This is a genomic window from Vibrio sp. 10N.261.55.A10 (assembly GCF_041470825.1).
Lineage (GTDB): Bacteria > Pseudomonadota > Gammaproteobacteria > Enterobacterales > Vibrionaceae > Vibrio > Vibrio crassostreae_C.
The window spans coordinates 15,496-38,916 of record NZ_JBFRNC010000086.1; the positions used below are offsets into that span (position 1 = coordinate 15,496).

Genomic DNA, 23,421 nt, shown 5'->3' on the forward strand with positions numbered 1-23,421 from the left:
GTGAGAAGCGATACAATAATCAAGTTGCAAAATTGCAGCGTGGGACACCTGCCCACTGACAGCCCATTCACAGAGAACCATAAAGTAGCCTCACATGTCTAAAGAACCCGGTTTCACTACAGAATACAAACTCGACAAGACGTTTTTCGCGGAGTGTTATGATCAAACTAGCCTTCCGACTCAATTTCCAAAAGCCTACTTAAAAGGAATACTGTTTCTTATTTTTGGTGTGGTTCTACTGGAATTTGAACTATTACCTAACGGCTATGTTGGCTGGTTCTTTATTGTTTTGAGTGTGATTGAAGCATTCAGTGTGTACTGCAAAAGAACCTGGTGGTTATGGCGACAAAAAATCAGCTCAGGCGCAGGCAGCAAAATTGTCTTTCAAGGTGACGCTAACGGAGTAAGTTACAAAAACCACAAAGCGACCAACACCATCGCGTGGAGTGACATCGACCAACTTGAGCAGACCGATCTTGGTTTTATCCTGCATATCGGTAAACAGCGCCAATATGTGAGTAAATCTTGTTTAAACGATGAAGCTATTGCCTTCATGATTGAACACCACGCCGCATCAAAAGCGAAATAACACCAATAAATGCCTGCTGATTTAGCAGGCATTTTTCTATCACTTTTAATTCTACGTATCGAATTACCGGACAATAACAATGAATACCGTGTACCAAATCAGTGATTGCCACCTTTCCGATGAATCCAGCTATGAGAACCTGCGCAGAGCACTGGAATACGTCAACAAAGACACGGCATGCAAGACCATCTTTCTGACTGGTGATATTTGTTGTAACCCAAAGTCTGGCGACTACGTTCGATTAGAGGCATTCATTAGGCAACACATTAGCGACCAATCCATTTACGTGATTGCGGGTAATCATGATGACTCTCGCTTAATGCGCACAGAGCTAAAAGGCTCGACGATTTATGTCACCGACAAAGCCACCATCGGTGAACGAGAGTTTGTGTTCCTAGACTCAAGCTTCAAGCCGCTAGACAGCCGCCACCCACTTGGTTCAGGGCGTATTGATAACCGCGGCATGGCTCAGCTAAAACAACAATTGAGAAAGGCCAATGATCCTATCGTGGTTGTTCACCACCCTGTCATTCCAGTCGGTGCAGATTGGATGAAAGCGATCCGCCTAGAGAACGATACTGATGTGATGAAAGTGCTTCGAAAATATCGCGTTCGTGACGTGTTCTGCGGTCATGGCCATGATGAAATAACAGCGACACAGCAAGGCATAACTCAATATATGGCCCCGTCGACAGCCTATGGCTTTGACCACTCGATCAATGAATACAATCGCAGCGAGAAGATAGGATTAAGTCGAATCTCGTTCTGTACTGATTCCATCAACTACCAAGCTGTCTATTTTTGAACCCTATCTTACTGTCTTAAACCTCATAGATTAGCTTTCAAATAAACCAAACTATATAGAGCTATGCCAATAGAAGAGGCTTGCGGCGATTCAATTTATCAATCTGTGATTGAAGCCCACAACCCAACTTCCACAACGGGTCAACGTTCAGTAGAAGAAATTACCTGGTTAGCACTGATGACTGTAAAACAAATGCACGATTTAGTTCGGCGCAATCTCGAAAACGAAGAGCTCGAAAACTAAAAGTTTGAAAAAGAATTATCTAGAAAACAGAAAGCTTGAAAGCTGAATACGTAGGATTATCGCCCCACTCTCACAAGTGACCAGAGCCTTGCAAACGTTATTACCCTAAGGTTTGCTAGCAAGGTCTTTGTGATTGATAATAAAAGCAATATAGGCGACAGTCCGCGATTCGAGCTTCTTCTGGTTGTATTGGTACTTTAACTATTGGTTATCTTGGAGGCGCAACTCTGAGCTTTTTGCCTCGTTTAGTTCGACAGTATATTGCTGAAAACCCCAATATTGATGTTGATCTTGTTGAGATGACGGCTTCTGAACAGATCGAAGCTCTGGACAAACGAGAGATCGATATTAGCTTCTCTCGCCCACTGCCGAACCTGCTTGTTGATGATTACACCTCGGTGACGATTTATACAGATAAGCTTGTTGCTGTTTTGCCCGTCACCCACGAGTTGGCTAAATACACCACCATTCAAATGAAACAACTGCAGCAAGACCCTTTCATCTTATTTGAACGTGAACAAGCGGTAGGATTATTTGACTCCATCATTACTCAATGTGACCTATCTGGATTCTCTCCAAATATAAAAAAACAACCCAACAACATGCAAACCGTGTTAACCCAAGTCTCTTCTGGCTTAGGTGTATCTATCGTTTTAGGCATACCTAACCCTGTGAGCTTATTCAACGCTTTAATCATGGCGTAGGTTTCACCAACCTGAGCATTATAGTTTCTTAAACTTAATCGCCCACCAAACAGTGTCTTTACACGGAACATAGCCGTCTCTGAAAGTGACCGTTTATGGTAACCGTACTTCTTTTTCCAATGTTTATTTGAGCCGTATAATTTCTGGCAAGCTACCGCCAGATTACGGGGGTGACCTCGTAACCAAAAAGCAGCACCTTCTCTCGGTGGAATAAGTGGAACAGCTTGTTTAATACGTATTGCTTCGTAGCATTGTCTTGTATCGTAAGCACCATCACCAGATATCTCATTGATTCTACGACGAGTTTGATTCAGTAAATTAGGAAGAGCTTCACCGTCAGTGACATTCGATAAACTTAACTCAGCCGCAATGATTTCATGAGTGCCAGTGTCTACGGCTAAATGGAGCTTACGCCAAACTCGACGCTTCCCGTCAGTACCATGTTTTTTTACTTTCCATTCACCTTCACCGTAGACCTTTAGCCCTGTTGCATCAATGGCTAAATGCTGTATTGCGCCTCGGGTCTTTGTCTTGAATGACACATTAACCGTTTTGGCTCGTTTACTGATGCATGAATAATGAGGACATGACAACGGGAGTTGAGCGAGTTTGAAAACAGAATCGATGAATCCTTGTAACGCTCTCAACGGCATCGCGAATACTCGTTTAACCATGAGGGCGGTCGTAATGGCTAAGTCACTAAACAATCGAGGTCGACCTCGTTTACCTTGCTTGAGTTGCTTCCACTGTTGAATCGCTTCCTCATCAATCCAGAATGTCAGTGAACCACGATTGATTAGGGCTTGGTTATATTGTTTCCAGTTAGTTGTTCTGTAGCGAGGCTTTGGCATTGCTCTAAGTATGTGAGTGAACTTAGATGATCTGATCGTAGCTTTAAGCATTAGTTCCCTGATTTAGGAAACAAAGCCTTTGTTACTCGTCGGTATAACCGTGTTACGCGGAGCAAGTCGATCTTTTCTCGTAATATCAATCATCATTAGCTCCCTTGGCATTAGCTTCTTCCTTTATAGCGCCCTAATTGCGCCTTCTGTTACTTCTAGGATCGAGGCTCGAAGTATTCTCGTTGTGACGATATGTATCTTAGCCCTCTGTGCAAACTATTCAGGGGAAAAGCACGATAACAGAGAAGCAAAGTGTCTGTTGAATCTGACCCTGTTTATCAACATTCTCTATATGGCAATTAGGGGCGTACTTGCTCATACCAAAGGAACGAATTCGAACTATTACCTGATATCAGATATTCATAAATTGTCTTTCGTTATCATGACAATCACAATTGTTAGCCTCGCATTTTCAGTGTTTTGGATCTTAACTGATCGTTTGTTGAAGCAGACCTATCGTTCATCGATCACTGATGAACAAACCGGCCTTTATAACCGTAGAGGCCTAGCAGAACTGATACCCAAGCTTGTTCAACCAGGCCGAGAGAGTGACATTTCTGTACTGATTGCCGACCTAGATCACTTCAAAAAAATTAATGATACCTATGGTCATGACAAGGGAGATGATGTGATTAAGCACTTTGGTCAAATTCTTGAAGATACATGCCGCACAAGCGATTTCTGTTTTCGCTATGGTGGAGAAGAGTTTGTTGTCATGTTACCTAGAGCGAATAAAGTTCAAGCAATGCAGATAGCTGAAAGAATAAGAAACCACGCAAAACACAACTCCAATCAAGAGCTCTCTTCTGGCACGTATACTGTCAGCATTGGAGTGACTCAAGCCCTCATAAACGATGACTGGAATTCATTAATTAAAAGAGCGGATAACGCCCTCTACGACGCAAAATCTCAAGGGCGCGATTGCATTGTTGAGCGTTAAGGCGAGTTGTAAAACAGTGTAAATACTCTTCCATCACAAAACATGTTGGCTAAGATTCAAGAAGTTAAACACACACAACAAGTAAGGTTAGCAAGGATGCGCATTTTTCGGTTTGTTTTAGCGATAGCATTATTGGCGTCGTCGTCCGTAGTGATGGCAAAAGATAGCGACATGATTCGTGATATCACTCGGGAGTAAGTCGATGAAAAAGCGCTTACCGATGCAATCGCTTCAAGAACATTGTCTTGGCTAACGGGAAGCTCATCTAATAATGACTATATGTCTGTTGGTCGCATGGCTAACTACTTTGGTTTTGTTGGTTTGCGCGTGGCAAGTGGACATAGCCTTTCTCGAAGCCAAGTTGCCAAGCAAACTTTGTCTGTCCTCGACTCTCAGCAACGAAACACTTTGCTAGCGTTGCTTGAACAACAAAAAACTCCTTTTGAGCAAGTTGCAAAAAGTCGATTTGCCATGAACAGAGCATTAGAAGGGTTATTAATCGGAGAGAGCATCTCGGAAGAAGAATTCCTCGAACTTGGGCAGCGCTATGGTCAGCATGAAGCCCAACTCGGCGAAATAATCGCTGAAGCCTTTGGCAAGATTATCCAAACTTTAACGGAAGAACAGAAACAGCAGCTCGACGCTATTCGACATGCTCACCTCAACGGAAAAGGTCAAGAGCTAGCAAAAGGTAACTCTAAGCCAAAGATTAAACTCAATAAAAATGACAAAAAAGAGCTAACCAACCTCGCAGCTCGCTTCTTAAGCTGGTCTACAGGTAGTGAAATGTTTAATGACTTCGAGGTAGTGGGAAAACCTAGCCAGCACTTTGGTTTTGTAAGCTTAAGAATGGCTTCTAATCACGGGGTTAAACGAGGCCAAGTATCTAAAGAGGTAATGTCATTACTCACTGCAGATCAACGAAAGGTACTGGAACAGGCTGCCAAAAGTAATATTGATGAGTTTAATCGTTTTATCGAGCAACGCGGAAACCTAATGCGCAACTTAGAAGTCGCACAAAATGGTCAATCGATTGAGACCGAAAATGTACTCAGATATGGTCGTGAGGTCGGAAAGGTTGAAGCCAGCATGACCTGGAGCCAAGCGATGGCCATGCTCAAAGTACGAGCATCATTAACAGATGAACAGTCTCAATCTCTACTCAGTATTCGCAACAAATATACCGCAGTTGGCGATCAAAACTTACCGAAAAATAGTGTAGAGCGAGGTCGCCAGCTTTACTCACAATGTAGCTTGTGTCATTCAGACAGCTCGACCACTGCTCCCAATTTGAATTCAATTGTTGGTCGTAAAGTGGCTTCAGATGACAGCTATAACAACTACTCTAAAGCCATCCTCGATTTTTCTGGCAGCCATAAGGTTTGGACGGAACCCTTGCTAAAGCAATTTATTGCATCACCTAAAACTCTGATTCCAGGCACATATATGGGGTTCTCAGGCTTGCGAAATACTCAGGATCAACAAGCGTTAGTCGACTATCTAAGTTCGTTAAATTAGCTGTTTGGGGCGAATTCAAAGAGCCAAACTCATTGAAGAACCGATAGCGAATACGCCAAAGTGTGCGGCGTATTCGCTTAACTATTTTGGCGGTAAGTGAAGGTCTTTCACACTCACCTCTCATAAGCCGATAACCGAGCTATCCCCCTTAAAGCGACTCTAGAACTTCCCGCCATTTACCCATTCTGCTTTTGGTGGCACGGGCTCTTGGTTTACCCATATCTCTTTAATTTGACCTCCCTCAACTCGGAATAGATCAAAACGCGCAACCTCGAGACCATTATCAATAACTCGGCTGTAAGCTGCTACGAAGTTACCTTGACCGACAATCTTGAACACTTGGTCATAGCCACCAATATAGCTATCTAAAGGGCTCACATCTGAGGCTTGATAAACGGCTAGCTCTTCGTGCTGGAGATACTTTGATAGCTTGTCTTTCTGCCCTAGTACCATGACATCACATAAAAAATCAAGGATAAGGTTCTTATTCTCCTCTGTTTTATCTAAGTCAGTATGATTGATTGGCCCTTGCAGTCGACCTTCCCCTTCCGTCGGTTGAGCTTCGAAGGCAGAAATCACATCCCAATGTTCAATAATTTTATCGTCATTATCGGTATCGAATAGATCCGTAGTCACCCACTTATATTCGCCATTATTAATATCTTGGAATGCTTGAACAAACACGAATTGGCCATCGACGATTGAACGTATGATCTTTATGTCTCTAACAGGGCAGCGTTTTAAGAACGGTTCGAAGAACTCAACAAAACCATCAATACCGTTGCGAACCCCAGTGCTATGTTGAGTATAACGTTGACCGGTGTACTTCGTTACCGCCTCTAATGCATGACCATCTCGGATACCTTCCATATACAGATTAGTCGCATTCGCTAGCTTATTGCTCATAGATAGTTTCTCCAAACTTAATAGTGCCAAAGTACGTTATTTGGCTCGTACACTGAAACTCAGAACTAGATTGTCTCAGGTGTCCTTTTAACTGTCGGATTGTTGAATAGGCTCTTCGCGTCGCTATTCAAAACCAAGTTAAGCTCGATATACGTCTACAGCATATCGAGCCTTTACAACCTAATTGGTCACTGTGGTTACTGTTTGGCGTGATAAGCTTTAGATACTGCGTAGCTATCCTCAAACCAGTTCCAACTCTTCACTTTGCCATCTTCAACCTGAACTCGAACCGCCCAGCTGAATTTACCCGTGTCTACACCAGATTCATTCGCAATGGCACTCATGCTGCCCATGAATACTGCTTGGTCGCCGTTTACAAAACTATAGTCTGTTGACCAGCTTGTGACTTTCAAACCTGCGCCAAATAGAGGAAAGAAAGTGTTGAGCACTTTTTCTTTTGACTCCCAGTTACCGATCCAAGGGATGTCGGCGTCACCTTCGTTGTGCCAGACAAAATCATCGGCCATTAATGACTCGAGTTTTGCCATATCACCTGAGCCTGCCGCCCATAAGAATGCTTGAGCCGTTTCTAGTGTCTTTGCTGAATCGACTGCTTTTGTTTCATCTGCAAGGGCTGGAGTGAATTGAAAGAAAGCCAGAAGACTCGCTAGACCGATAAGTAGATTTTTCTTTAACATTTTCTTTCTCCTGATTGTCAATTTTGAAGCTCAATGCTTGGGAGATTAAAAGTGCCATCAGTGCATGCTTTGAACTTCAGTTCTGTTTGTTGCCTTGTTGAGATAACTATAGCTGTGCTAAATTTTTGGTAAACTCACTAATTGAACACGTTGGATATGCGCAAATGCACAACATAAGATGGGATGACCTGCAATATGTTCTAACAGTGGCGAATGAAGGATCCCTGTCGGCCGCGGCAAGAGCACTTGGTGTAAACCACAGCACCGTTTTACGTCGTATTGACACCTTTGAGTATCGTCACAAATTACGAATTTTCCATAAACTTCCTACCGGATACAAACTAACGGTTGAAGGGCAAAAGCTTCTGGAGTCAGCTCTCGCTATCGAATCCACAGTAAGAGAATTGGAGCACAAGGTTTTTGGACAGGAATTGAAGCTAGAAGGTACGCTAAGAATAACGACGACCGATGCGTTATCTCGCCTCATTCTGGGTACTCATTTGGCTGCTTTTCATCGGCTTTATCCAAAAATTCAGTTAGAACTCAGCCTCACATCTCGTCAATTGGATATTTCACACCTAGATGCAGATATCGCGATTCGCCCGGCAAATGAGTTGCCAGCCCATTTAGTTGGGACCAAGTTAAGTAAAATTGCCTTTGGTGTTTACGGATCGCCAGAATATATAAATGGCCTTAAGAGTAAGCACCCCTTAAAGTCTGCATCTTGGTTAATGATGCATAGAGGCAGTGCTTCGCTACAGGTTTCTGAACTGATTTCGGAAGACAAAATTGTCATGAAAGCCGACTCTTTTGAGCCCCTGATCATCGCGGCTGAAAATCAGATGGGGTTAGCCTACTTACCCTGCTTTTTAGGTAACAGTAAGGGAACTCTGCAAAGAGTAGATATGGAAGTGATGCACCAAAATACAGACCTATGGATGATGACGCATAAAGATTTAGAAGATTCAGCCAAAGTAAAAGCATTTTTTAATTTTATGAAAGGCGCAATCAAATCAGACCATAATCGGTTGGCCGGATTTGATTATTAGCGAACGAGTGCCGGCTCTTCACCATTAGGCTTACGAACAAAATGACACAAAGCCCACAGCACAAACAAAGTCACAGTCAGCTCCCAAGCGCGTAGGAAGGTACTTTCCAACCCTAAATTGCTACTGGTCATGTACAACTGAATCGGCAGCATAGTCGCCAATAACGCATCGGCATGAATGTCTCTGGCTGAACCTTTCGCTTTGGCCATTGATGCGGTGATCATAAAGGCAAATAAACCCAACACCATGGTGTAGTAACCGAATGTAGATTGATGCCCTGCCATCAACAAGGTGAACACCACGGCGAATGCACAGCCGCCCACTTGAGTTTGAAAACGGCGGTCAACCACGTCGATAAAGCTTTTGTGTGTGGTTTGGGTTGCAGCAGCAATCACTGGCACCATGCAGAACGTTGCAGAGATAATGTCAACAATCATCAAGAATGCCAAACCAAGACCAATCAACGCGAGTGAAATTGCTCTGCTCTCAAATGTGACAGGCTGTTCTTTAAATACAGGAGGCTTATTTCCTTGCTCAACAGGGAACAGAGCCACCATGGTTTTTGCTACTACCATGGTAATCAACATGGATACCAAAATTTCATGAATACGCATCGGCATATCCATGGTGGTATGCTGAGCAAACACCACAATCAAAATCCAGTTGAAGGTTGGCATCAACATTTTACCTTTCTTCGCTGGCGTAGTGGCTCGACGACGCATAAAGTCGAAGAAGAACAGGCTGATGGTCCACACCACAAACGGATGCTGTGAAAATACCTCAGTCACCACCAACGCTGTACTTGCTGCCAATAAAGTGGGTGCCAAGGTACGGATCAGACCAAGCCAAGAGTAATCTTTATTCTTGGTCATGATGATGGTTGGATACAACGCCAGATAAACGGGAGAGTCTAGGTTTAGTAGCTTTCCCAACACCATACAAATCGTCACAGTAAGTGCGACACGCAGCGCTTCATTACGTTGAGAATGACCCTGTGCGGTGTTTTCGAATGTCCACATAGTCATCTCCTACTAATAGATGTAGCGAAATGTTGAAACCAAGTGAATCCAAGCCGAGCCAATAACGTGCATTATTGGGTTACCGCTTTCAACAATCACACTCGCTCGTGAACCTGAGATCATCGAAGGATCCAGTTCGTTAACTGTAATGCGGGTACGTACTTTCTGTTGCTCACGGATCCAACGCGTATCATTAGTCACGCTAGACAGCTTGCCATTGGCATTATTGGTGTCGTAAATCGCACGCTCTTGGCTACTCACTTCACCCGTAAAGACTTTGCCCGGTAGCGCATCAAAAGAGACCAAAACTTCGCGGCCATTAGTAAGCTTATCAATGCCTTTCTCATTGAAGTCTGCACTGATCCACGCATGAGCTTCGTCCACCAGCAGCAATGATGAAGTGCCTTGAGTGATATAACTGCCCGATTGCAATTGTAAGTTGGTCACGACACCTTCCGTTTGCGCGACGACTTGAGTGTGGCCTAAATCCAGTTCCGCACTGGCAAGTTTTGCTTCTGCTAATTCAATGGCCGCTGTGCGGTCTTGGGTCGATAACTCAACCTCAATGCGTTTCACTTCCGCGTTCGCAGCTTCAACCGCACTACTCGCAACTTGTGTATTGGTGATTGCATCATCAAGATCTTGTTCAGTCGCAAGCCCTTTGTTACGCAGTTTTTGGTTACGTGCGAGTTTCTGTTTCGCGTTGTGATATTCGAATTCTCGTTGGCTTTGTGTTTGTTTCGCTGCTGCTAATTGCTGCCATTTCGCTGAATCAGAGTCACGCGCTTGATGCAGTTCGGCTTTCGCTTGTGCCACTTTCAATTGGTAGCTACTGGCATCGATAGCAAATAATGGCTGACCTTTTTCAACCAACTCGCCATTACTAACCATGACATCGGTAATCACACCGGACACTTCTGGCGCAATGGTCGCCACGTTACGATACAAAGTCGCTTGAGTGGTGAAAGGGGAAACATTATCTGAGATGACTAAAAAAGCGGAGAACAATGCTGCCGCTGAAAAAACAGTGTAAATCGCGTATCTATAAAAATTTTCGTTCATGCTTGTGCCTAGTTTTCATTCGTTATAAAGCGCCGCGCTCACGGCTTATTCGATTCTCTTTTCTACGAAAACTAGGTTATAACCATTCACAATTGGAAAATATAGCCAATAAAAGAAGTATGGATTCCACATTTGGAAAGGTTGATGATTTGTACCGATTTCGCTCAGTGGTTGAGCGAAAAGGTCAGATAAGGGTGTATTGAAACGTTAGAATTCCGTTCATCCCCTTTCCTTCCCTACGCTCAATAAAAGATTGAAGAAGTAAGCCGTACCCAGTTACATTCCATTAGATTACTGAATTTGAACTAGCTTCTTATGGTTAAAATGCCTATTGTACAAACCATAAAATTATAAAGACTCACGGCCTTTGCCACAGAGACTCTCCATTTAAAGCGAAAAGACTTACTATGAATTTTGATATCAATGCACTGAAACATCACCAACTGGTCGAAGATGGTCAATTAGAAGGGTGTTACATTCATCAGCCTGTGCAAGGCAGTCAGCCAGATGACAAAGCCGTTTTAGAAGAGCGCCAAGCGCTGGAAAGCCAAGGATATAAGGTGGTTCAGGTTAAAGCGAAAGGCGGAACAACTACGTTTGCCGAGGCTATGCAAGAGCTTGCGAAAAAGACAGGCCACCAGCCAAAATAGTAAGTGACTTGGTAAACCAATATGGTCACTAGGTTCTATATCAAGAAAGCACCCTACCGACTACTGAGTCAGCAGGGTGCTTTTTTATTGACGGCCTTTTAACTGACTAATCTTGTTAACTTTTCTTACTGAGCTAAGTTACCGACCTAAGTTACTGACTCAGCTGACTGAACTTCGGCAAGCTCTTCACAAACCTCTGGTGTACATCCATATAAGTTTGCATATAGATTTCATCGATATTGTCACTACTCGGGAAGCTGGATGAGAAATCTACGTGGTTGCGGTCGATAGACAATTTAGCGGCCTCGACAATATGAGCGATGAACATTCTCGGATCTTCCAAGCCAATAGAGATACGCATTGTGGTCGGTTTGATGCCTGTTTCATTAAGCGCTTCATCACTGAGTTCTGAATGCGTAGTCAGGGCTGGGCACAGCGCCACGGTGTTGGTTTGCCCTAAGCTCACTTGCATGCCGATTGCTGGCTCAAGCATGTCGAAGAACTGTTTGAATCCATCTCGATTGATTGGCGCACGATCGCCGTTACCTTCCATATCGATTGTGAAAAGCGCCGCTGGCAAACCCAAGTACATGTTGTTCTGGCAGTGTTCATAGTTGTCACTGTCTGGCAAAGCAGGACACGATACGTTGATGTCAGGGTGAGCATCAAAGATCTTCGCGAGAGTCAGTGTATTAATCGTTTTTTGCACCACTCGCATCTCATACGTTTTCATACCATTGAGCACTTCAAACGCTTTGTCTGCGTCTAGGAATGCGCCCTTAATGTAGTACACATTCCAAAACAGCGTTTCGTTCCATGGAATGGTGACCTCATCGCCATTGGGTTTGGTGAAAATCACCTCATCTCCTTTTGGCACAAACATAGTCTCATTACGACCAATCACAACCCCAGCGGTTGTGGTGCCAGAACCCGCCAGTTCTTTGGTGTAGGAGTGAATCACATAATCTGGTCTTTCCATCACATCATCACGTTTTAGTACTGGATGCAGTAATGGTGTACCCACTGTAGAGTCGACAATCACATCCCAACCACGAACGTGACCAGCTTTACTGATGCTAGCAACATCTAAAACGTATCCATGCGGGTTACACGGTGACTCTAGGTAAACGTAAATCTTCTTACCTGCGGCCAGGCGATCCGCGTATTTATCGGCAACCTCATCAAGACGAGCCGCAAACTCATCACCTGAGTAACCATCGGCCCACTCTACCGCGACATTCAGGTTAGACGGCTTGCCAAACCAATCTTCCAACAACTGATAGGAACCGCCATAGATGTTGCGTGAGGCCAAGACAATGTCTTCATGCCCGAGTAAATGGCTCAACAACCCATCAATAGCCGCCATCCCCGAGTTAAAGTTCCATGCGAGGTATTCGTTGGCTCTAGAGCCTGCCTCAATATCAACCATATGATTAGCCAGTGAAATCGATGTTGGGTTAAGCAGTCGAGAATAAATATCGTGCAGCGGTTCTTTACCGTTGAACGCATCTTCAATCCATTCTGTACAGGCAAATAAATAGGTCGCAGTGCGCGTAATAACCGGGCTTGCCGAGAAGATAGCCGCCACATTATCGAAGATAGGATACGCGCCTTTAGACGCAAAGTTGCCATTATTGGTGGCAATGGATTGGTAAGTGGCACGCATCGGGTTTTGCAGGTTATCGAGGATCTTAGCGATCTGGAATGACAGGAAACGTTTGGCGTTAAACCAGGCGATTCGGTCACTCTTGTCGAGTTCTGAAAGTCCATCAACGGTCAATGCCCAAAGGTCGTGAGTCTTGGTATTGGCTTTGTACAGCGTCGTCGCCAGTTCGATAAGCGTGACGCCGTAATCACTGTTTGGATCGATACCAAAGTGCTTTGCTTGCTCAATCGCAAGGGCTTCTGCTTGTTCGTGTTTGGTGGTTTTACGCAGCGGGCTAAGTTGAGTTGAAGTATTCATAATTCCTAAGTCATTCCATGCTTGTTGTTCCTTCTTTAATTTTAGTTTTGGGCAGATGTTAAAAATTGCTATTTGCGAAGTAAGACATACACTTTGAGCAATAATATTGCCAAACTAAATTCAATATTGATGGATTATGCCAATGGACGAGATCGACAAGAAAATACTGGCTGAACTGCAAAACAACGCTCGGCTGTCTAATCAAGAGTTGGCCGATCGAGTAGCATTGTCGCCCTCTCCTTGCTTACGCCGAGTTCGAGCATTAGAGAAACAAGGGATAATTCGTGGTTACCACGCCAGTGTCGACCAAGAAGCGTGTGGCCTGCCAGTCAATGTGTTTGTGTTGGTGAAACTTGAAAAGCCGACAGAAGAGAACATGCGAGACTTTGAGCAGCACATTGAAGTGATTGACGAGGTGTTAGAGTGTTTTCTGATGACGGGCAATCACGACTACCTATTGCATGTAGTCAGTGAATCGCTAAAAAGCTACGAGCAGTTCATCCGTAAACAACTAACTCGCCTGCCTAATATTGCTTCTATTGAATCCAGCTTCGCCTTCGGTCAGGTAAAAACTAAGACCAAGTTGCCAGTGAGGTAATTAGAAACGACTTAATTTGTCTGTGCTGAAGGCATTGGATAATCATCTCCAATCATACAGATAAGAGCGCCACCAAAAGCTTTGTCGTAACGTATTTTTCCTGTCGCATCTGAGCTTTCTATACTCGAACTGCCGTCCACAATCTGATTAATTTCTTGTGCGACTTTTGTTGGTACCAACCAGATACAAGCTGCAACAGAGCAAGTGGATGATGACGATTCGCAACCTGTCTCGGAGCTTCCTCTTATCCAAAGACTATCCTTTTCCTTAAGCAGTAATTGCGTTGCTATGTAATCTGGGTGGTCGATGTACTGATCGCCACCTATCCATGTATCGCCATAAGGTAGATATGGTCCTCGCCATGTTGATAAGCCCGGATTTTCAATTAAGTGATTGATGTTTAAGTAGCCGAAGTTCGTGTCGGTATCGGAAGTAATTGGAGGTAAAGAGCCATTGTCATGAGAATATTGCTCCGCTGCATCCAAGACAGTATTCAGTTGCCCGATCAAAAATGTTGCCTCATCGACACGGGAAATACGATTACCGATCTGGTTGTAGATAAAAAATGCGGCAATGAGCATGAGTAAACTAAACGATGCAAGTTTCCATTTTTCTATCTGACGCAAAAGTCTTAACATCTATTTTTTATCTCTCATCAAAAGGTTCTAATAACGCTATGGCTTCCCTTATAAGGAAAGATTATACCAGAGTAAAATCAAGCGTTTTGCATTGAAACTTACTTGTCCATGTCTGCGGAAAATAAGCCTAGCTCTAATGTGCCCAACTTCGATTTAGAGCCTCCCTAAAAACAAACAATCATCACACCCGACTTCACTGACTTAACCCTCAAATCAACCTTGTATTGAATTGCTCCGTAAAACAAACCAAAGCGATGGAAATCGATTCGAAGTGATCGTTTTATCGGACTGTCATCTAATTTTTGTACTTTGATATAACAAATAGCTCAAAAGTTATTGAGCGATCGTTCAATTATATCAAATTTTCCACTATAGTTGATTGGTCAAACAACTCACAACAAGGAAAAGTTATGAATCAAAATACCGAATCTCAATCAACGCCGACTCGATCTATCCCTCAAGAAGCATTTGATTGGTACGACGAATATGCACACGGCCTGATTGATCGCAGAGAGTTTATGGCTCGTCTATCTGGGCTAGCTGTACTTGGCTTAACCATGACGACGCTAACTTCTGCACTGATTCCTAATTATGCGCAGGCAGAGCAAGTCTCTTTCAATGACCCTTCCATCAAAGCAACCTACGAGAAGTTTCCTTCACCTAAAGGACACGGCGAAGGCTATGGTTACTTGGTTGTACCCAAAGAGTTAGAGGGCAATGCGCCTGTTGTATTGGTCATTCATGAAAATAGAGGCCTCAATCCATACATAAAGGATGTGGCAAGACGACTCGCAGCCGCGGGGTTTATTGCGTTTGCACCTGATGCACTCTATTCGCTTGGTGGGTATCCAGGTAATGATGATGAAGGTCGAGCAATGCAAAAATCATTATCCAGAGAGAAAATCGAAGAAGACTTTATCGCAGCGGCAAACTTCTTGAAGTCCCATGAAAAAAGTAACGGTAAGCTAGGCGCAGTCGGTTTCTGCTTCGGTGGCTATATCGTGAATATGTTGGCCGCTGTCATGCCAGAGCAACTCGATGCAGGCGTTCCATTTTATGGTACTCCTGCCGCACCAGATTTAAGAAAAAATGTAAAAGGCCCCTTGCTCATCCAATTTGCGGGAATCGATAAACGCGTGAATGCGACTTGGCCAGATTATGAAGCCGAACTCAAAGAGAACGAAGCAGACTACACAGCTTACATCTATGACGGCGTGAACCATGGCTTCCATAACGATTCAACTGGCCGCTATGCTGAAGAAGAAGCAGAGTTAGCTTGGAAACGTACACTTGAGTTCTTTAACCAAAAGCTTTCTTAATAGTTAGCTTTACTGAACCCGTTTTCTTTAGATTCCGAGTGACTGCCCTATTCCCTACAAAACCCAAAAGGCCTCGCACTCGCGAGGCCTTTGTTGGTCGGTAATCAGTTCCTCCCTTTTCCCATTACCAACAATAGGTTTGAGATGTAAACCAAGGGGGTTAGAAGGGGATTGTCGGTCGAGTCTCACGTACAGAAGCCTCGTTGATTCACTGACTTAACCGCTCATCAATGTAACTTCGCTTCAAACAAACCTATTGACCCGATCGCGCAAATAGATAATATAGATAGCTAGACGTCTACATGTCTTTTATTTATTAAATGGAGTTATCATGAACAGCTACAAAAAAATCACAGCATCCCTGTTGGCATTAGCTTTCGTATTCGGTGTAACAGGATGTGGAAAAAAAGACGAGGCTGTCATCAAGATTGGGGCGACAGTTGGCCCACATGCACAAGTTGTACAGGCAGTCGCCAAAGAAGCAGCAAAGCAAGGGATTAACATTGAGCTAGTTGAATTCTCAGACTACATCACCCCTAACGCAGCATTAGATGATGGAAGTATCCAACTCAATAGCTACCAACATCAGCCATTTCTCGACAACTTTAACGACAATCACGATAGCAAGTTAGTTTCTATCGGACGTTCAATTTTGATGCGTATGGGCGTTTACTCGAACAAGTACACTTCGCTTGATTCTATTCCCGAAAACGCTCGAATCGCGATTCCAAACGATCCAACGAATGGCGGGCGTGGACTATTACTGCTTGAAGATGCAGGGCTGATCTCATTAAAAGACAACGCTGGTTTCAACGCGTCTTTAAACGATATTGTTAGCAACCCGAAGAACATTCGATTTGTTGAAGTGGATGCCGCGCAGCTACCCCGCTCTCTTGACGATGTAGATGCTGCTGCAATCACCATGAACTATGTAATGTCGGCTGGACTCGACCCTAAGAAACAAGGCATTTACTTAGAGAAAAAAGACGCACCTTTAGCAGTGATGGTTGTTGCGGCGCGAGAAGAAGACAAAAATAATGAAACGTATAAAAAGATTATCTCAATTTACCACTCACAAGAGATCAATGACTTTTTAGACAGCACTTTCAAAGGCACCATCGAAGCCGCAAATTAAGCTAAATCGTTTCAGATTTGGCGTTGCATGATACTCATAAAGCAACGCCAGATTTGAGTTGGCGGGTTGTCGTTGACGCATTCCAGCTTCTTTTCAAATTAGAGAGCAAAGCTTTAGTTACTTGAATGGAGGTTGAAAACCATATCGTCAGAGCAGATTATGTAAGCATAAAATTCAATTAAATCTGGGGGCTTTGCATGAAAAAAGAAGTGATACTTTTTGATATAAACGAAACGGTTTTAAATTTGGAGTCATTACAGCCTAAATTTAAAGCGGTGTTTGGAAAGGAGGATGCATTATCACTTTGGTTTTCAAAGCTTTTACACTCTTCAACGGTTTGCATCGCAACAAACGTAAAATCTACTTTTTCTGAATTAGCGAATGCAGCGCTCAACGCTATTGCACAACGGTACAAGTGTGATTTAACGGCGGAAAGCAAAGGTGCCTTGTTAACTTCTTTTGCCAATCTACCACCGCACACAGATATCAAAGCGTCTTTGCTCAAATTGCGCGAGAACGGGTTTAAAACCGTCGCTTTTTCCAACTCATCCCTCGATCTCATCACTTCTCAAATCAAGAACTCAGGCTTAGAAGATTATTTCGACACCGTCATTTCCGTTGAAGAAACAGGCAGTTTCAAACCCAATTCAGATGTGTATAACTTTGCAGCCGAAACTTTAAAAGAGCCTGTCGAAAACCTTCGTCTTGTCGCTACTCATGATTGGGACACTCATGGTGCGCTATCCGCTGGCTTACAAGCAGCCTATATAGACCGAACAGGAGTTGAGTATCATTCCTTGTATTTGAAACCGGAGATTAGCTCAAGGACGATGAATGGTGTGGTGGAACAAATAATTAAGCACAATTTAGACAAGTAAAATCTCAAGAGACTTTTCTACTCCTGATTCGATACAACCACCCTGTAGTGGTCAACAAATTCCGGACACTGACTTAACCGCTTTGATCAACCTTGTGTTGAACTGCTCTGGTTATAGAGACGCTGTCGGTTACCTAAAAACTGCAGTTACCTAGCAACAAATATAAGCTAGAAACTACTGTAAGAATGAGGAACGCGTTTGTCTTCATCCCAGCCTAATAACTCAATATTGGTCAATGACTTGCGCTTCTCGTTACACAGTGAAGCGATATTGATGATAGGCAGTTGGCTACGAAACTGCGCGGTAAGTATTACCTTTTTACTTTCACTCAGGCTGCTTCGACATTGCGCCAAAACCGCTTCAGTATCTAGTTGGTGTGCGTTCTCGATAATTTGGATATCAGCATTCTCTTGATAGCAATCTATCAACCAAGATACAGCAGGCTCTTCTATGCTGGTGAGCACGATGACATCTTTTGTTGTGACCAATTCTTTGAGTTCAGATAGTTTGAGTTCAGTTTCCATAGTTACCCTCATTCAGCAGCAAATACATTAAAGTCGATTGCCCAGTTTAGCCTGTGCTAAGTGGTAGCCTCTGTCGATCATCTCTTGTGAGCGATCAAACTCTAGGGTGCCACAAGCATTGCGTGGGATCTCAAGCGTGATATCGGCGGGGTAAGCGGCCAACTTTTGGCGAGCAATGGTCGATTGCATCGCATCAAATGCTTGGTTGGCAATATCGTAAAAAGCAAAGTTGAAGCTCATTTTACTTTTTACACTGTTACCGAGATTATCGATAAAGTGAACAACCTTCTCATGCAGGTTACTCTCTTTTGTTGGTAGGGAAACCGGTATCACTTCCTGTTGAAGCATTTCGGGTTCACCACCTAAGTTCACAGCCAGAGTAAAGTCTGTCTTATCACTAAAGGTAGGCGCAATCGGTACGGGATTGAGCACTCCGCCATCAATCAGCACTTCACCATTAATGACATGTGGAGTGAAGAACAGTGGCAAAGAGATGGAGGCGCGAATGGCATCAAACAGAGAACCGGATTGCAGCCAAACCTCTTTTTCTTCGGCGACGTTGGCAGCAACTGCGGTATAAGGGATAGGCAGATCTTCAATTGAAATCTCGCCGATCAGCCCACGCAGTGTGTCGATGATCTTGTCCCCTTTGAACATACCACTCGACTGCCATGAAAAGTCCAACAACATCGCCATATCACCTTGATCGATACTGGTGACCCACTCTTCAAATTCATCCAACTTGCCCGCAGCGTAGACACCACCGATAAGTGCGCCAATTGAACAGCCAGAAATGGATTTTATCTGATAGCCATGCTCAATTAACCAGCGGATGACTCCAACGTGAACCAAGCCTCTTGCGCCACCACTGCCAAGTACCAATGAGATCGTTTTTGCCATCATATTAATCCTTTAGTTTTAAATTCTAGGTGGGCTAACTCGCCGATTTACCAATTCGCCGATCTCAACTCACTGAATCACTCTCAGTCCATACGGGTAATGAAGGTTTGCTCGTCATCGACAAAAGCCACGTAGTCGCCGTGATAGATAAAAACCCGACCACGCCCTTCAACGATACACGCAAGCTGTGGGTTCAAATCTTCTTCAATATCTCTACTTTGAAAAGTGCCGGTATCGGTGATCACACCGCGGAGTTTAGGCAAAAACCCATAACTGCGTTTGGCTTGATCAATCAGGCTCAACTCGCTGGCGGTAGAAAAGCAAGCTGGGATTGGGCCTGCATCTTCGATAAACATAGTTTTCAGTTCTTCAAAGGCTGTAATTACCAGCCAGTCGATGCCATTTACGTGATGGATAAACATTGTTTATAAATACCTAGTTTCTCGATAACTCTAATGCGGAGATTCTATCACTATCAAGTGCAGAACGTGGGAGAAATTAAGGGACTACAAATAACCAGACACATACTATCTACAGGGTCTAATACTAGTCGTCCGACTCTACGACTAATGTCTAACCGACTGAGTCTATTTGTTTTTTTTGGTTTGGTATAAGGTACTAACAACTAAATGTTAATGAGTTTTTAATTATAAGTTGACGCATTGTTTGCGCTTCATGCCGTGAGTCAACAACGTTTGTTGGAATAACACACCTAAGAGTGTGAACGAAAGGAATCAAAATGAGCACTACTTTAGAGTCCGCACATATACAAACAGAGAAGCCTCAAGCCAATGAGGATGAACTCACCTATGAACAACAACATAAACCAAGCTCAGAGTTTGAATCCCGAGAACAGTATCTAGAACACGAATTGCAAATCATGTCGCCTAAGCGCTGGCGTCCAAATTTGCCGTTTAAAGATTATCGATTTGAGATAGAAGACACCATCCCAGCGATGGCGGCGACCATTGGTAAAGTGGTTATGGTGGGCGCGATTGCAGCCACCTTTGCTGGGGCTCTCGGATTAAATGAAGACTTCATTCTAGAAAACGTTCGTTATGAACTGCTCATCGCCTCTGTTTTCATTATTATTTTCTCTGGCTTTTTATTGCCGACTGCAAACCTCGCAGGGACCCACGGCCCACTTATCCCTTTGATTCCGATTGTGGTTGCAGCAGGTGGACACCCGATGGCGTTTGGCCTGTTGATTGGCGCTTTTGGCCTCATCTTAGCCATCAGTAAAGGTGGCAGCATGTTGGCCAACCTCACCAGTAAAGGCGTGTGTGGCGGCTTATTGCTCTACCTCGGCTTTGTTGGAACCGCCTCTCAAGTGAAAAAGCTTTTCGCTTGGGCTGAAGGAATCGGTATGAGCCACATCGCGTTTGTGGTGATCTTTTGCACCATTATCTTGTACGCGCTACTGGAACACTTCCGCAAACGTTGGTTAGCAGTACCTCTTAGCTGCTTGTTGGGTGGTACGATTGCATTTGCCATGGGCGCCCCATTTGCTTTCCACACTGAGCCAGGCTTGCCCAACATGAACCCTATGTATTGGTGGGGAGAAAATACAGGTTGGATGCTAGGCCTACCGACGATTGAACACTTCATGGTGGTATTGCCGTTTGCGATTCTAGCCGTAGCGATGTGGTCACCGGATTTCTTAGGGCATCAAGTATTCCAAAAGATCAGCTACCCAGAACGTACCGAAAAAGTACACATGAACATCGACGACACCATGACCACGGCATCAATTCGTCAAACATTCGGTTCTCTGCTTGGCGGTACTAACTTTACGTCTTCATGGGGGACTTACATCGTACCAGCGGCGATAGCTAAACGCCCTATTCCTGCTGGCGCGCTGCTCACAGCTCTGTTCTGTATCATCGCCGCAGTTTGGGGTTACCCGATGGATTTAGCTATCTGGCAACCTGTACTGTGTGTGGCGCTGATTGTTGGGGTATTTGTTCCATTGCTAGAAGCTGGAATGGAAATGACGCGTGAAGGAAAAACCACACAGTCGGCAGCGATTGTTGTGTTCTCTTCAGCGCTCGTTAACCCTGCATTTGGCTGGGCTCTCACCATGCTGTTAGATAACTTAGGCTTAGTCGGTTGTAAAGAACGTAGTAGTGAACTGAGTAAAATGAGCCGCTGGGTATTGCCTGGCATTATGTTTATTGTGCTAAGTGGTGTAATGGCGCTGGTTGGCCTTCTACCGGGCATACCAGCGATTATCCCGAGTTTTCGTTAAGCTCGATTAATATTTAGTTTTAGTAAGAACGCAAAAAGGCCTCGCACACGCGAGGCCTTGTTTTATCTAAGTTTCAACGAACGATCACCGAAGCAATTTACGATGGTAAAACCACATCAACTCGAGAGCCATTCATCCAATACTTTGATGAATTTAGGATTAATGAGATAACCGATAGAAGCATGGGGATTGCTTTTTCCGTTGCGAATATTGAGGTTATAAACTGGGTGAATATCTTTCATTCCACCGGGTATCAGATCCAGCTTGAGCATATCTTTAAAGTCATTTCTAATTTTGCTGTCATGAGAGATAAAATCATCTTCTGCCGATATGTTTATCCATTGCTGAATGTTTAAAGGGTACTTCCTCTCATCTTTCAAGCGGCTCCCCTTTAGCCTATCTTTTACGTTTTCATCGCCTAACGGTGACCCGAGCGTAAGCAATAAGTTGACCTTCTTATCCGCGCCATAGTCGTGTCTATACTCTCCGTAATGAGACAGCTTCCATAACACGTCATAACTGATCATCGTCCCAAGACTGTGCGATACAATCATCACATCATCTTGAATATCAAGCGCTTGCTTCAATTCAACCATTAGCCTATACCTGACATCGCTGCCAAAGTAGGTATCTTCATTCCAATAATGCGCCATATCCGGCGCGACCTTGGTTATGAGTGTCTCAGCCACACCTAGCTTTCCAAATAGCGATGAAAAAGTATCTGCTAACGCCTCTTTTAGAAAACCAATTTTGGATACTTTGTTATACGTTGTTTTATTGAACTGGCTTGTCTTGTACTTTTTAAGTTCAGACAGCGCTTGCTGTCGACTTGCTGGGTCTTCCGTTGGTTTCTCTAACAATATGTTTGATAGTTCTCCGTAATAGACAAACCGTTTATCGACATCTTTAAAAGCTTGTAATGAAATTGAGTGTCCACAATCTCGCTGCAAGCCATGCTCTATAGCCTCATACCAGAGTGCTTGAAGGTGAGCTTTATCGGGCTTTTGAGCGCGACCATGAATGAATATTATTTTCTTAGCCATAGCAGGACGTCCTAAACACATAGTTGAAGTGATTATCAGTAAAAAGCACCACTAGATTCGGTCAGCCCTCACCAATAACAGTGGCGCTAATTACATATCTAGGGGGGGTGGTAGAGCATTTATATAACTATGAGGCCGTCGTTTAAGGACCATAAACGAGTGAACGATGCGATCATTACTCGCAAATTGAGATGAATGTAGCTAGCTAAACCTCCGACCAACAAAAAGGCCTCACACACGCGAGGCCTTAATTTTATCTATCAACGATTACCACTGTCCTTTAACAACTACCCTACTTCACTGACTTCACCGCTTTCATCAACGTTGTGGAATGGTTCTAGTAAGCCAAAGCCTCCCCCTCTAGCTCCCCCTCGAATGGAGTGACTCGATCTCTTGAGATATATGAATGAGGGGGAGAACATTCTTTGTCGCTGAACATACAGCAGCACATGTAGCGATCGGTATTCATTTCCTCCCCTTTCCCATGACCAACAAGATATTGGAGATGTAAACCAAGGGGAGGTTAGGAGGGGATTATCAGCCTATTCTAACGTGCAAGCGCCCTACTTCACTGACTTAATCGCTTTCATCAACGTTACGTTGAACTGCTGTGGTTGTTCTAGCATTGGGAAGTGGCCTGAGTCTTCAATGTAGTAAATGGTGTAATCCTTAATGTGTTTCTTGTTCACTTCTGAATCCGTTGGCCATAGGCGAGCGTTAACCAATATTACTGGCACATTCACGCTCTCATACACGCGGTGGGCTTCGCCTGTTACGTATTGGCCTAGATAATGGCGGAACTGGTTTATCGCGATAGCTGGCGGTGCTGATGCCATGTCTTGCGTTACCCAGTAAAGTAAATCCGTGTCTACGCCTTTTGGTAGCGAGTCTTTCACGAACATAGTAATGCCCGCTTGGAAGTCTGCTTCAAACGGTTTGGTCATTGCATCTAGGTCGCTTTGTGAAACCGCAAGTGCAACGTTTTGCGATGTGTCTACACCAATAATACCCTTAACTCTTTTCGGCATCAGTTTAGCGGCTTCTGCAATCACACCACCGGCCATGGAATGCAGGGCAAGATCATGAAAAA

At 44.0% G+C, this 23,421-nt stretch carries 23 protein-coding genes and 2 pseudogenes; 13 read left to right on the top strand and 12 right to left on the bottom strand.

Annotated elements, in window-relative coordinates; genetic code table 11:
* Positions 1–94: 94 nt before the first annotated feature.
* The 4 genes and pseudogenes from AB4274_RS20780 to AB4274_RS20795 all read left to right on the top strand — a co-directional run.
* Positions 95–589, top strand: a complete 495-nt coding sequence (locus tag AB4274_RS20780) for a YcxB family protein (protein WP_017059097.1) — start codon at positions 95–97, stop codon at positions 587–589.
* A 79-nt stretch (positions 590–668) separates the two neighbouring features.
* Complete coding sequence (locus AB4274_RS20785; protein ID WP_029235480.1) at positions 669–1,394, top strand: metallophosphoesterase; 726 nt, start codon at positions 669–671, stop codon at positions 1,392–1,394.
* A gap of 63 nt (positions 1,395–1,457) precedes the next feature.
* Positions 1,458–1,637, top strand: coding sequence for a hypothetical protein (locus tag AB4274_RS20790; RefSeq protein WP_017059095.1), 180 nt, complete (start codon positions 1,458–1,460; stop codon positions 1,635–1,637).
* 146 nt (positions 1,638–1,783) lie between these two features.
* Positions 1,784–2,287: pseudogene (locus AB4274_RS20795) on the top strand (LysR family substrate-binding domain-containing protein); the annotation flags it as partial.
* Here the strand turns inward: AB4274_RS20795 and AB4274_RS20800 are convergent.
* Positions 2,287–3,192, bottom strand: a pseudogene (locus AB4274_RS20800) (IS5 family transposase); the annotation flags it as partial. The pseudogenes AB4274_RS20795 and AB4274_RS20800 sit on opposite strands and share 1 nt — an antisense overlap.
* Before the next feature lie 310 nt (positions 3,193–3,502).
* Between AB4274_RS20800 and AB4274_RS20805 the strand changes: the two are divergent.
* Positions 3,503–4,183 carry a GGDEF domain-containing protein gene (locus AB4274_RS20805; RefSeq protein ID WP_133151389.1) on the top strand — a complete coding sequence of 227 codons (681 nt, stop codon included), beginning with the start codon at positions 3,503–3,505 and terminating at the stop codon, positions 4,181–4,183.
* A 279-nt stretch (positions 4,184–4,462) separates the two neighbouring features.
* A complete protein-coding gene (locus AB4274_RS20810; protein WP_372113091.1) occupies positions 4,463–5,701 on the top strand; it encodes a hypothetical protein in 1,239 nt (412 codons plus the stop codon).
* A 159-nt stretch (positions 5,702–5,860) separates the two neighbouring features.
* Here the strand turns inward: AB4274_RS20810 and AB4274_RS20815 are convergent, their stop codons facing one another.
* Both AB4274_RS20815 and AB4274_RS20820 read right to left on the bottom strand, forming a co-directional pair.
* Positions 5,861–6,607, bottom strand: a complete 747-nt coding sequence (locus AB4274_RS20815; RefSeq protein ID WP_372113092.1) for a nuclear transport factor 2 family protein — start codon at positions 6,605–6,607, stop codon at positions 5,861–5,863.
* A 197-nt stretch (positions 6,608–6,804) separates the two neighbouring features.
* On the bottom strand, positions 6,805–7,305 hold the full coding sequence (locus AB4274_RS20820; protein ID WP_017059088.1) for a nuclear transport factor 2 family protein: 501 nt from the start codon (positions 7,303–7,305) through the stop codon (positions 6,805–6,807).
* A 164-nt stretch (positions 7,306–7,469) separates the two neighbouring features.
* On the opposite strand from AB4274_RS20820, the gene AB4274_RS20825 reads away from it, so the two are divergent.
* Entirely contained in the window at positions 7,470–8,354 is an 885-nt protein-coding gene (locus AB4274_RS20825) for a LysR family transcriptional regulator (RefSeq protein ID WP_017059087.1), read from the top strand.
* Here AB4274_RS20825 and AB4274_RS20830 read toward each other — a convergent pair.
* Both AB4274_RS20830 and AB4274_RS20835 read right to left on the bottom strand, forming a co-directional pair.
* Positions 8,351–9,373, bottom strand: coding sequence for a DUF2955 domain-containing protein (locus tag AB4274_RS20830; RefSeq protein WP_372113094.1), 1,023 nt, complete (start codon positions 9,371–9,373; stop codon positions 8,351–8,353). The genes AB4274_RS20825 and AB4274_RS20830 overlap by 4 nt on opposite strands.
* 12 nt (positions 9,374–9,385) lie before the next feature.
* Entirely contained in the window at positions 9,386–10,435 is a 1,050-nt protein-coding gene (locus tag AB4274_RS20835; protein WP_372113096.1) for an HlyD family secretion protein, read from the bottom strand.
* Between the two features lie 407 nt (positions 10,436–10,842).
* Here AB4274_RS20835 and AB4274_RS20840 point away from each other — a divergent pair, with 407 nt between their 5' ends.
* Complete coding sequence (locus AB4274_RS20840; RefSeq protein WP_048611711.1) at positions 10,843–11,085, top strand: hypothetical protein; 243 nt, start codon at positions 10,843–10,845, stop codon at positions 11,083–11,085.
* Positions 11,086–11,236: 151 nt separating this feature from the next.
* Here the strand turns inward: AB4274_RS20840 and AB4274_RS20845 are convergent, their stop codons facing one another.
* Entirely contained in the window at positions 11,237–13,048 is a 1,812-nt protein-coding gene (locus AB4274_RS20845) for a PLP-dependent transferase (protein ID WP_372113097.1), read from the bottom strand.
* Between the two features lie 142 nt (positions 13,049–13,190).
* On the opposite strand from AB4274_RS20845, the gene AB4274_RS20850 reads away from it, so the two are divergent.
* Positions 13,191–13,646: an Lrp/AsnC family transcriptional regulator gene (locus AB4274_RS20850; RefSeq protein ID WP_017059083.1), complete on the top strand. Its 456-nt coding sequence runs from the start codon at positions 13,191–13,193 to the stop codon at positions 13,644–13,646.
* Between the two features lie 11 nt (positions 13,647–13,657).
* On the opposite strand, the gene AB4274_RS20855 is transcribed toward AB4274_RS20850, so the two are convergent.
* Positions 13,658–14,284 (bottom strand): type II secretion system protein, encoded by a 627-nt coding sequence (locus AB4274_RS20855; RefSeq protein WP_372113099.1) that lies wholly within the window; start codon positions 14,282–14,284, stop codon positions 13,658–13,660.
* Between the two features lie 410 nt (positions 14,285–14,694).
* Here AB4274_RS20855 and AB4274_RS20860 point away from each other — a divergent pair, with 410 nt between their 5' ends.
* The 3 genes from AB4274_RS20860 to AB4274_RS20870 all read left to right on the top strand — a co-directional run bounded on the left by AB4274_RS20860 (position 14,695) and on the right by AB4274_RS20870 (position 17,616).
* Complete coding sequence (locus tag AB4274_RS20860) at positions 14,695–15,603, top strand: dienelactone hydrolase family protein (RefSeq protein WP_372113101.1); 909 nt, start codon at positions 14,695–14,697, stop codon at positions 15,601–15,603.
* Between the two features lie 331 nt (positions 15,604–15,934).
* Positions 15,935–16,738 (top strand): MetQ/NlpA family ABC transporter substrate-binding protein, encoded by an 804-nt coding sequence (locus tag AB4274_RS20865; RefSeq protein WP_372113103.1) that lies wholly within the window; start codon positions 15,935–15,937, stop codon positions 16,736–16,738.
* Between the two features lie 197 nt (positions 16,739–16,935).
* On the top strand, positions 16,936–17,616 hold the full coding sequence (locus AB4274_RS20870) for a haloacid dehalogenase type II (protein WP_017065459.1): 681 nt from the start codon (positions 16,936–16,938) through the stop codon (positions 17,614–17,616).
* Between the two features lie 167 nt (positions 17,617–17,783).
* Here AB4274_RS20870 and AB4274_RS20875 read toward each other — a convergent pair whose 3' ends face one another.
* The 3 genes from AB4274_RS20875 to AB4274_RS20885 form a co-directional block, all read right to left on the bottom strand.
* Positions 17,784–18,152: a hypothetical protein gene (locus AB4274_RS20875; protein WP_372113105.1), complete on the bottom strand. Its 369-nt coding sequence runs from the start codon at positions 18,150–18,152 to the stop codon at positions 17,784–17,786.
* A gap of 15 nt (positions 18,153–18,167) precedes the next feature.
* Positions 18,168–19,040: a patatin-like phospholipase family protein gene (locus tag AB4274_RS20880; RefSeq protein ID WP_065583529.1), complete on the bottom strand. Its 873-nt coding sequence runs from the start codon at positions 19,038–19,040 to the stop codon at positions 18,168–18,170.
* 83 nt (positions 19,041–19,123) lie between these two features.
* Positions 19,124–19,462 (bottom strand): hypothetical protein, encoded by a 339-nt coding sequence (locus AB4274_RS20885; protein WP_017059071.1) that lies wholly within the window; start codon positions 19,460–19,462, stop codon positions 19,124–19,126.
* A 317-nt stretch (positions 19,463–19,779) separates the two neighbouring features.
* Here AB4274_RS20885 and AB4274_RS20890 point away from each other — a divergent pair, with 317 nt between their 5' ends.
* On the top strand, positions 19,780–21,288 hold the full coding sequence (locus AB4274_RS20890; RefSeq protein WP_102321477.1) for a DUF3360 domain-containing protein: 1,509 nt from the start codon (positions 19,780–19,782) through the stop codon (positions 21,286–21,288).
* Between the two features lie 116 nt (positions 21,289–21,404).
* Here the strand turns inward: AB4274_RS20890 and AB4274_RS20895 are convergent, their stop codons facing one another.
* Both AB4274_RS20895 and AB4274_RS20900 read right to left on the bottom strand, forming a co-directional pair.
* Positions 21,405–22,331, bottom strand: a complete 927-nt coding sequence (locus AB4274_RS20895; protein ID WP_372113106.1) for a hypothetical protein — start codon at positions 22,329–22,331, stop codon at positions 21,405–21,407.
* Between the two features lie 563 nt (positions 22,332–22,894).
* Positions 22,895–23,421: alpha/beta fold hydrolase (locus AB4274_RS20900; protein ID WP_372113108.1), on the bottom strand; the 527-nt coding region annotated here is incomplete at its 5' end.

Coding starts and splice junctions, on each gene's coding strand:
- AB4274_RS20850 (WP_017059083.1), top strand. CDS start 13,191: ATGGACGAGATCGACAAGAAAATACTGGCTGAACTGCAAAACAACGCT.
- AB4274_RS20860 (WP_372113101.1), top strand. CDS start 14,695: ATGAATCAAAATACCGAATCTCAATCAACGCCGACTCGATCTATCCCT.
- AB4274_RS20785 (WP_029235480.1), top strand. CDS start 669: ATGAATACCGTGTACCAAATCAGTGATTGCCACCTTTCCGATGAATCC.
- AB4274_RS20845 (WP_372113097.1), bottom strand. CDS start 13,048: ATGAATACTTCAACTCAACTTAGCCCGCTGCGTAAAACCACCAAACAC.
- AB4274_RS20825 (WP_017059087.1), top strand. CDS start 7,470: ATGCACAACATAAGATGGGATGACCTGCAATATGTTCTAACAGTGGCG.
- AB4274_RS20815 (WP_372113092.1), bottom strand. CDS start 6,607: ATGAGCAATAAGCTAGCGAATGCGACTAATCTGTATATGGAAGGTATC.
- AB4274_RS20875 (WP_372113105.1), bottom strand. CDS start 18,152: ATGAGGGTAACTATGGAAACTGAACTCAAACTATCTGAACTCAAAGAA.
- AB4274_RS20885 (WP_017059071.1), bottom strand. CDS start 19,462: ATGTTTATCCATCACGTAAATGGCATCGACTGGCTGGTAATTACAGCC.
- AB4274_RS20835 (WP_372113096.1), bottom strand. CDS start 10,435: ATGAACGAAAATTTTTATAGATACGCGATTTACACTGTTTTTTCAGCG.
- AB4274_RS20840 (WP_048611711.1), top strand. CDS start 10,843: ATGAATTTTGATATCAATGCACTGAAACATCACCAACTGGTCGAAGAT.
- AB4274_RS20865 (WP_372113103.1), top strand. CDS start 15,935: ATGAACAGCTACAAAAAAATCACAGCATCCCTGTTGGCATTAGCTTTC.
- AB4274_RS20780 (WP_017059097.1), top strand. CDS start 95: ATGTCTAAAGAACCCGGTTTCACTACAGAATACAAACTCGACAAGACG.
- AB4274_RS20895 (WP_372113106.1), bottom strand. CDS start 22,331: ATGGCTAAGAAAATAATATTCATTCATGGTCGCGCTCAAAAGCCCGAT.
- AB4274_RS20820 (WP_017059088.1), bottom strand. CDS start 7,305: ATGTTAAAGAAAAATCTACTTATCGGTCTAGCGAGTCTTCTGGCTTTC.
- AB4274_RS20855 (WP_372113099.1), bottom strand. CDS start 14,284: ATGTTAAGACTTTTGCGTCAGATAGAAAAATGGAAACTTGCATCGTTT.
- AB4274_RS20890 (WP_102321477.1), top strand. CDS start 19,780: ATGAGCACTACTTTAGAGTCCGCACATATACAAACAGAGAAGCCTCAA.
- AB4274_RS20870 (WP_017065459.1), top strand. CDS start 16,936: ATGAAAAAAGAAGTGATACTTTTTGATATAAACGAAACGGTTTTAAAT.
- AB4274_RS20790 (WP_017059095.1), top strand. CDS start 1,458: ATGCCAATAGAAGAGGCTTGCGGCGATTCAATTTATCAATCTGTGATT.
- AB4274_RS20830 (WP_372113094.1), bottom strand. CDS start 9,373: ATGTGGACATTCGAAAACACCGCACAGGGTCATTCTCAACGTAATGAA.
- AB4274_RS20880 (WP_065583529.1), bottom strand. CDS start 19,040: ATGGCAAAAACGATCTCATTGGTACTTGGCAGTGGTGGCGCAAGAGGC.
- AB4274_RS20810 (WP_372113091.1), top strand. CDS start 4,463: ATGTCTGTTGGTCGCATGGCTAACTACTTTGGTTTTGTTGGTTTGCGC.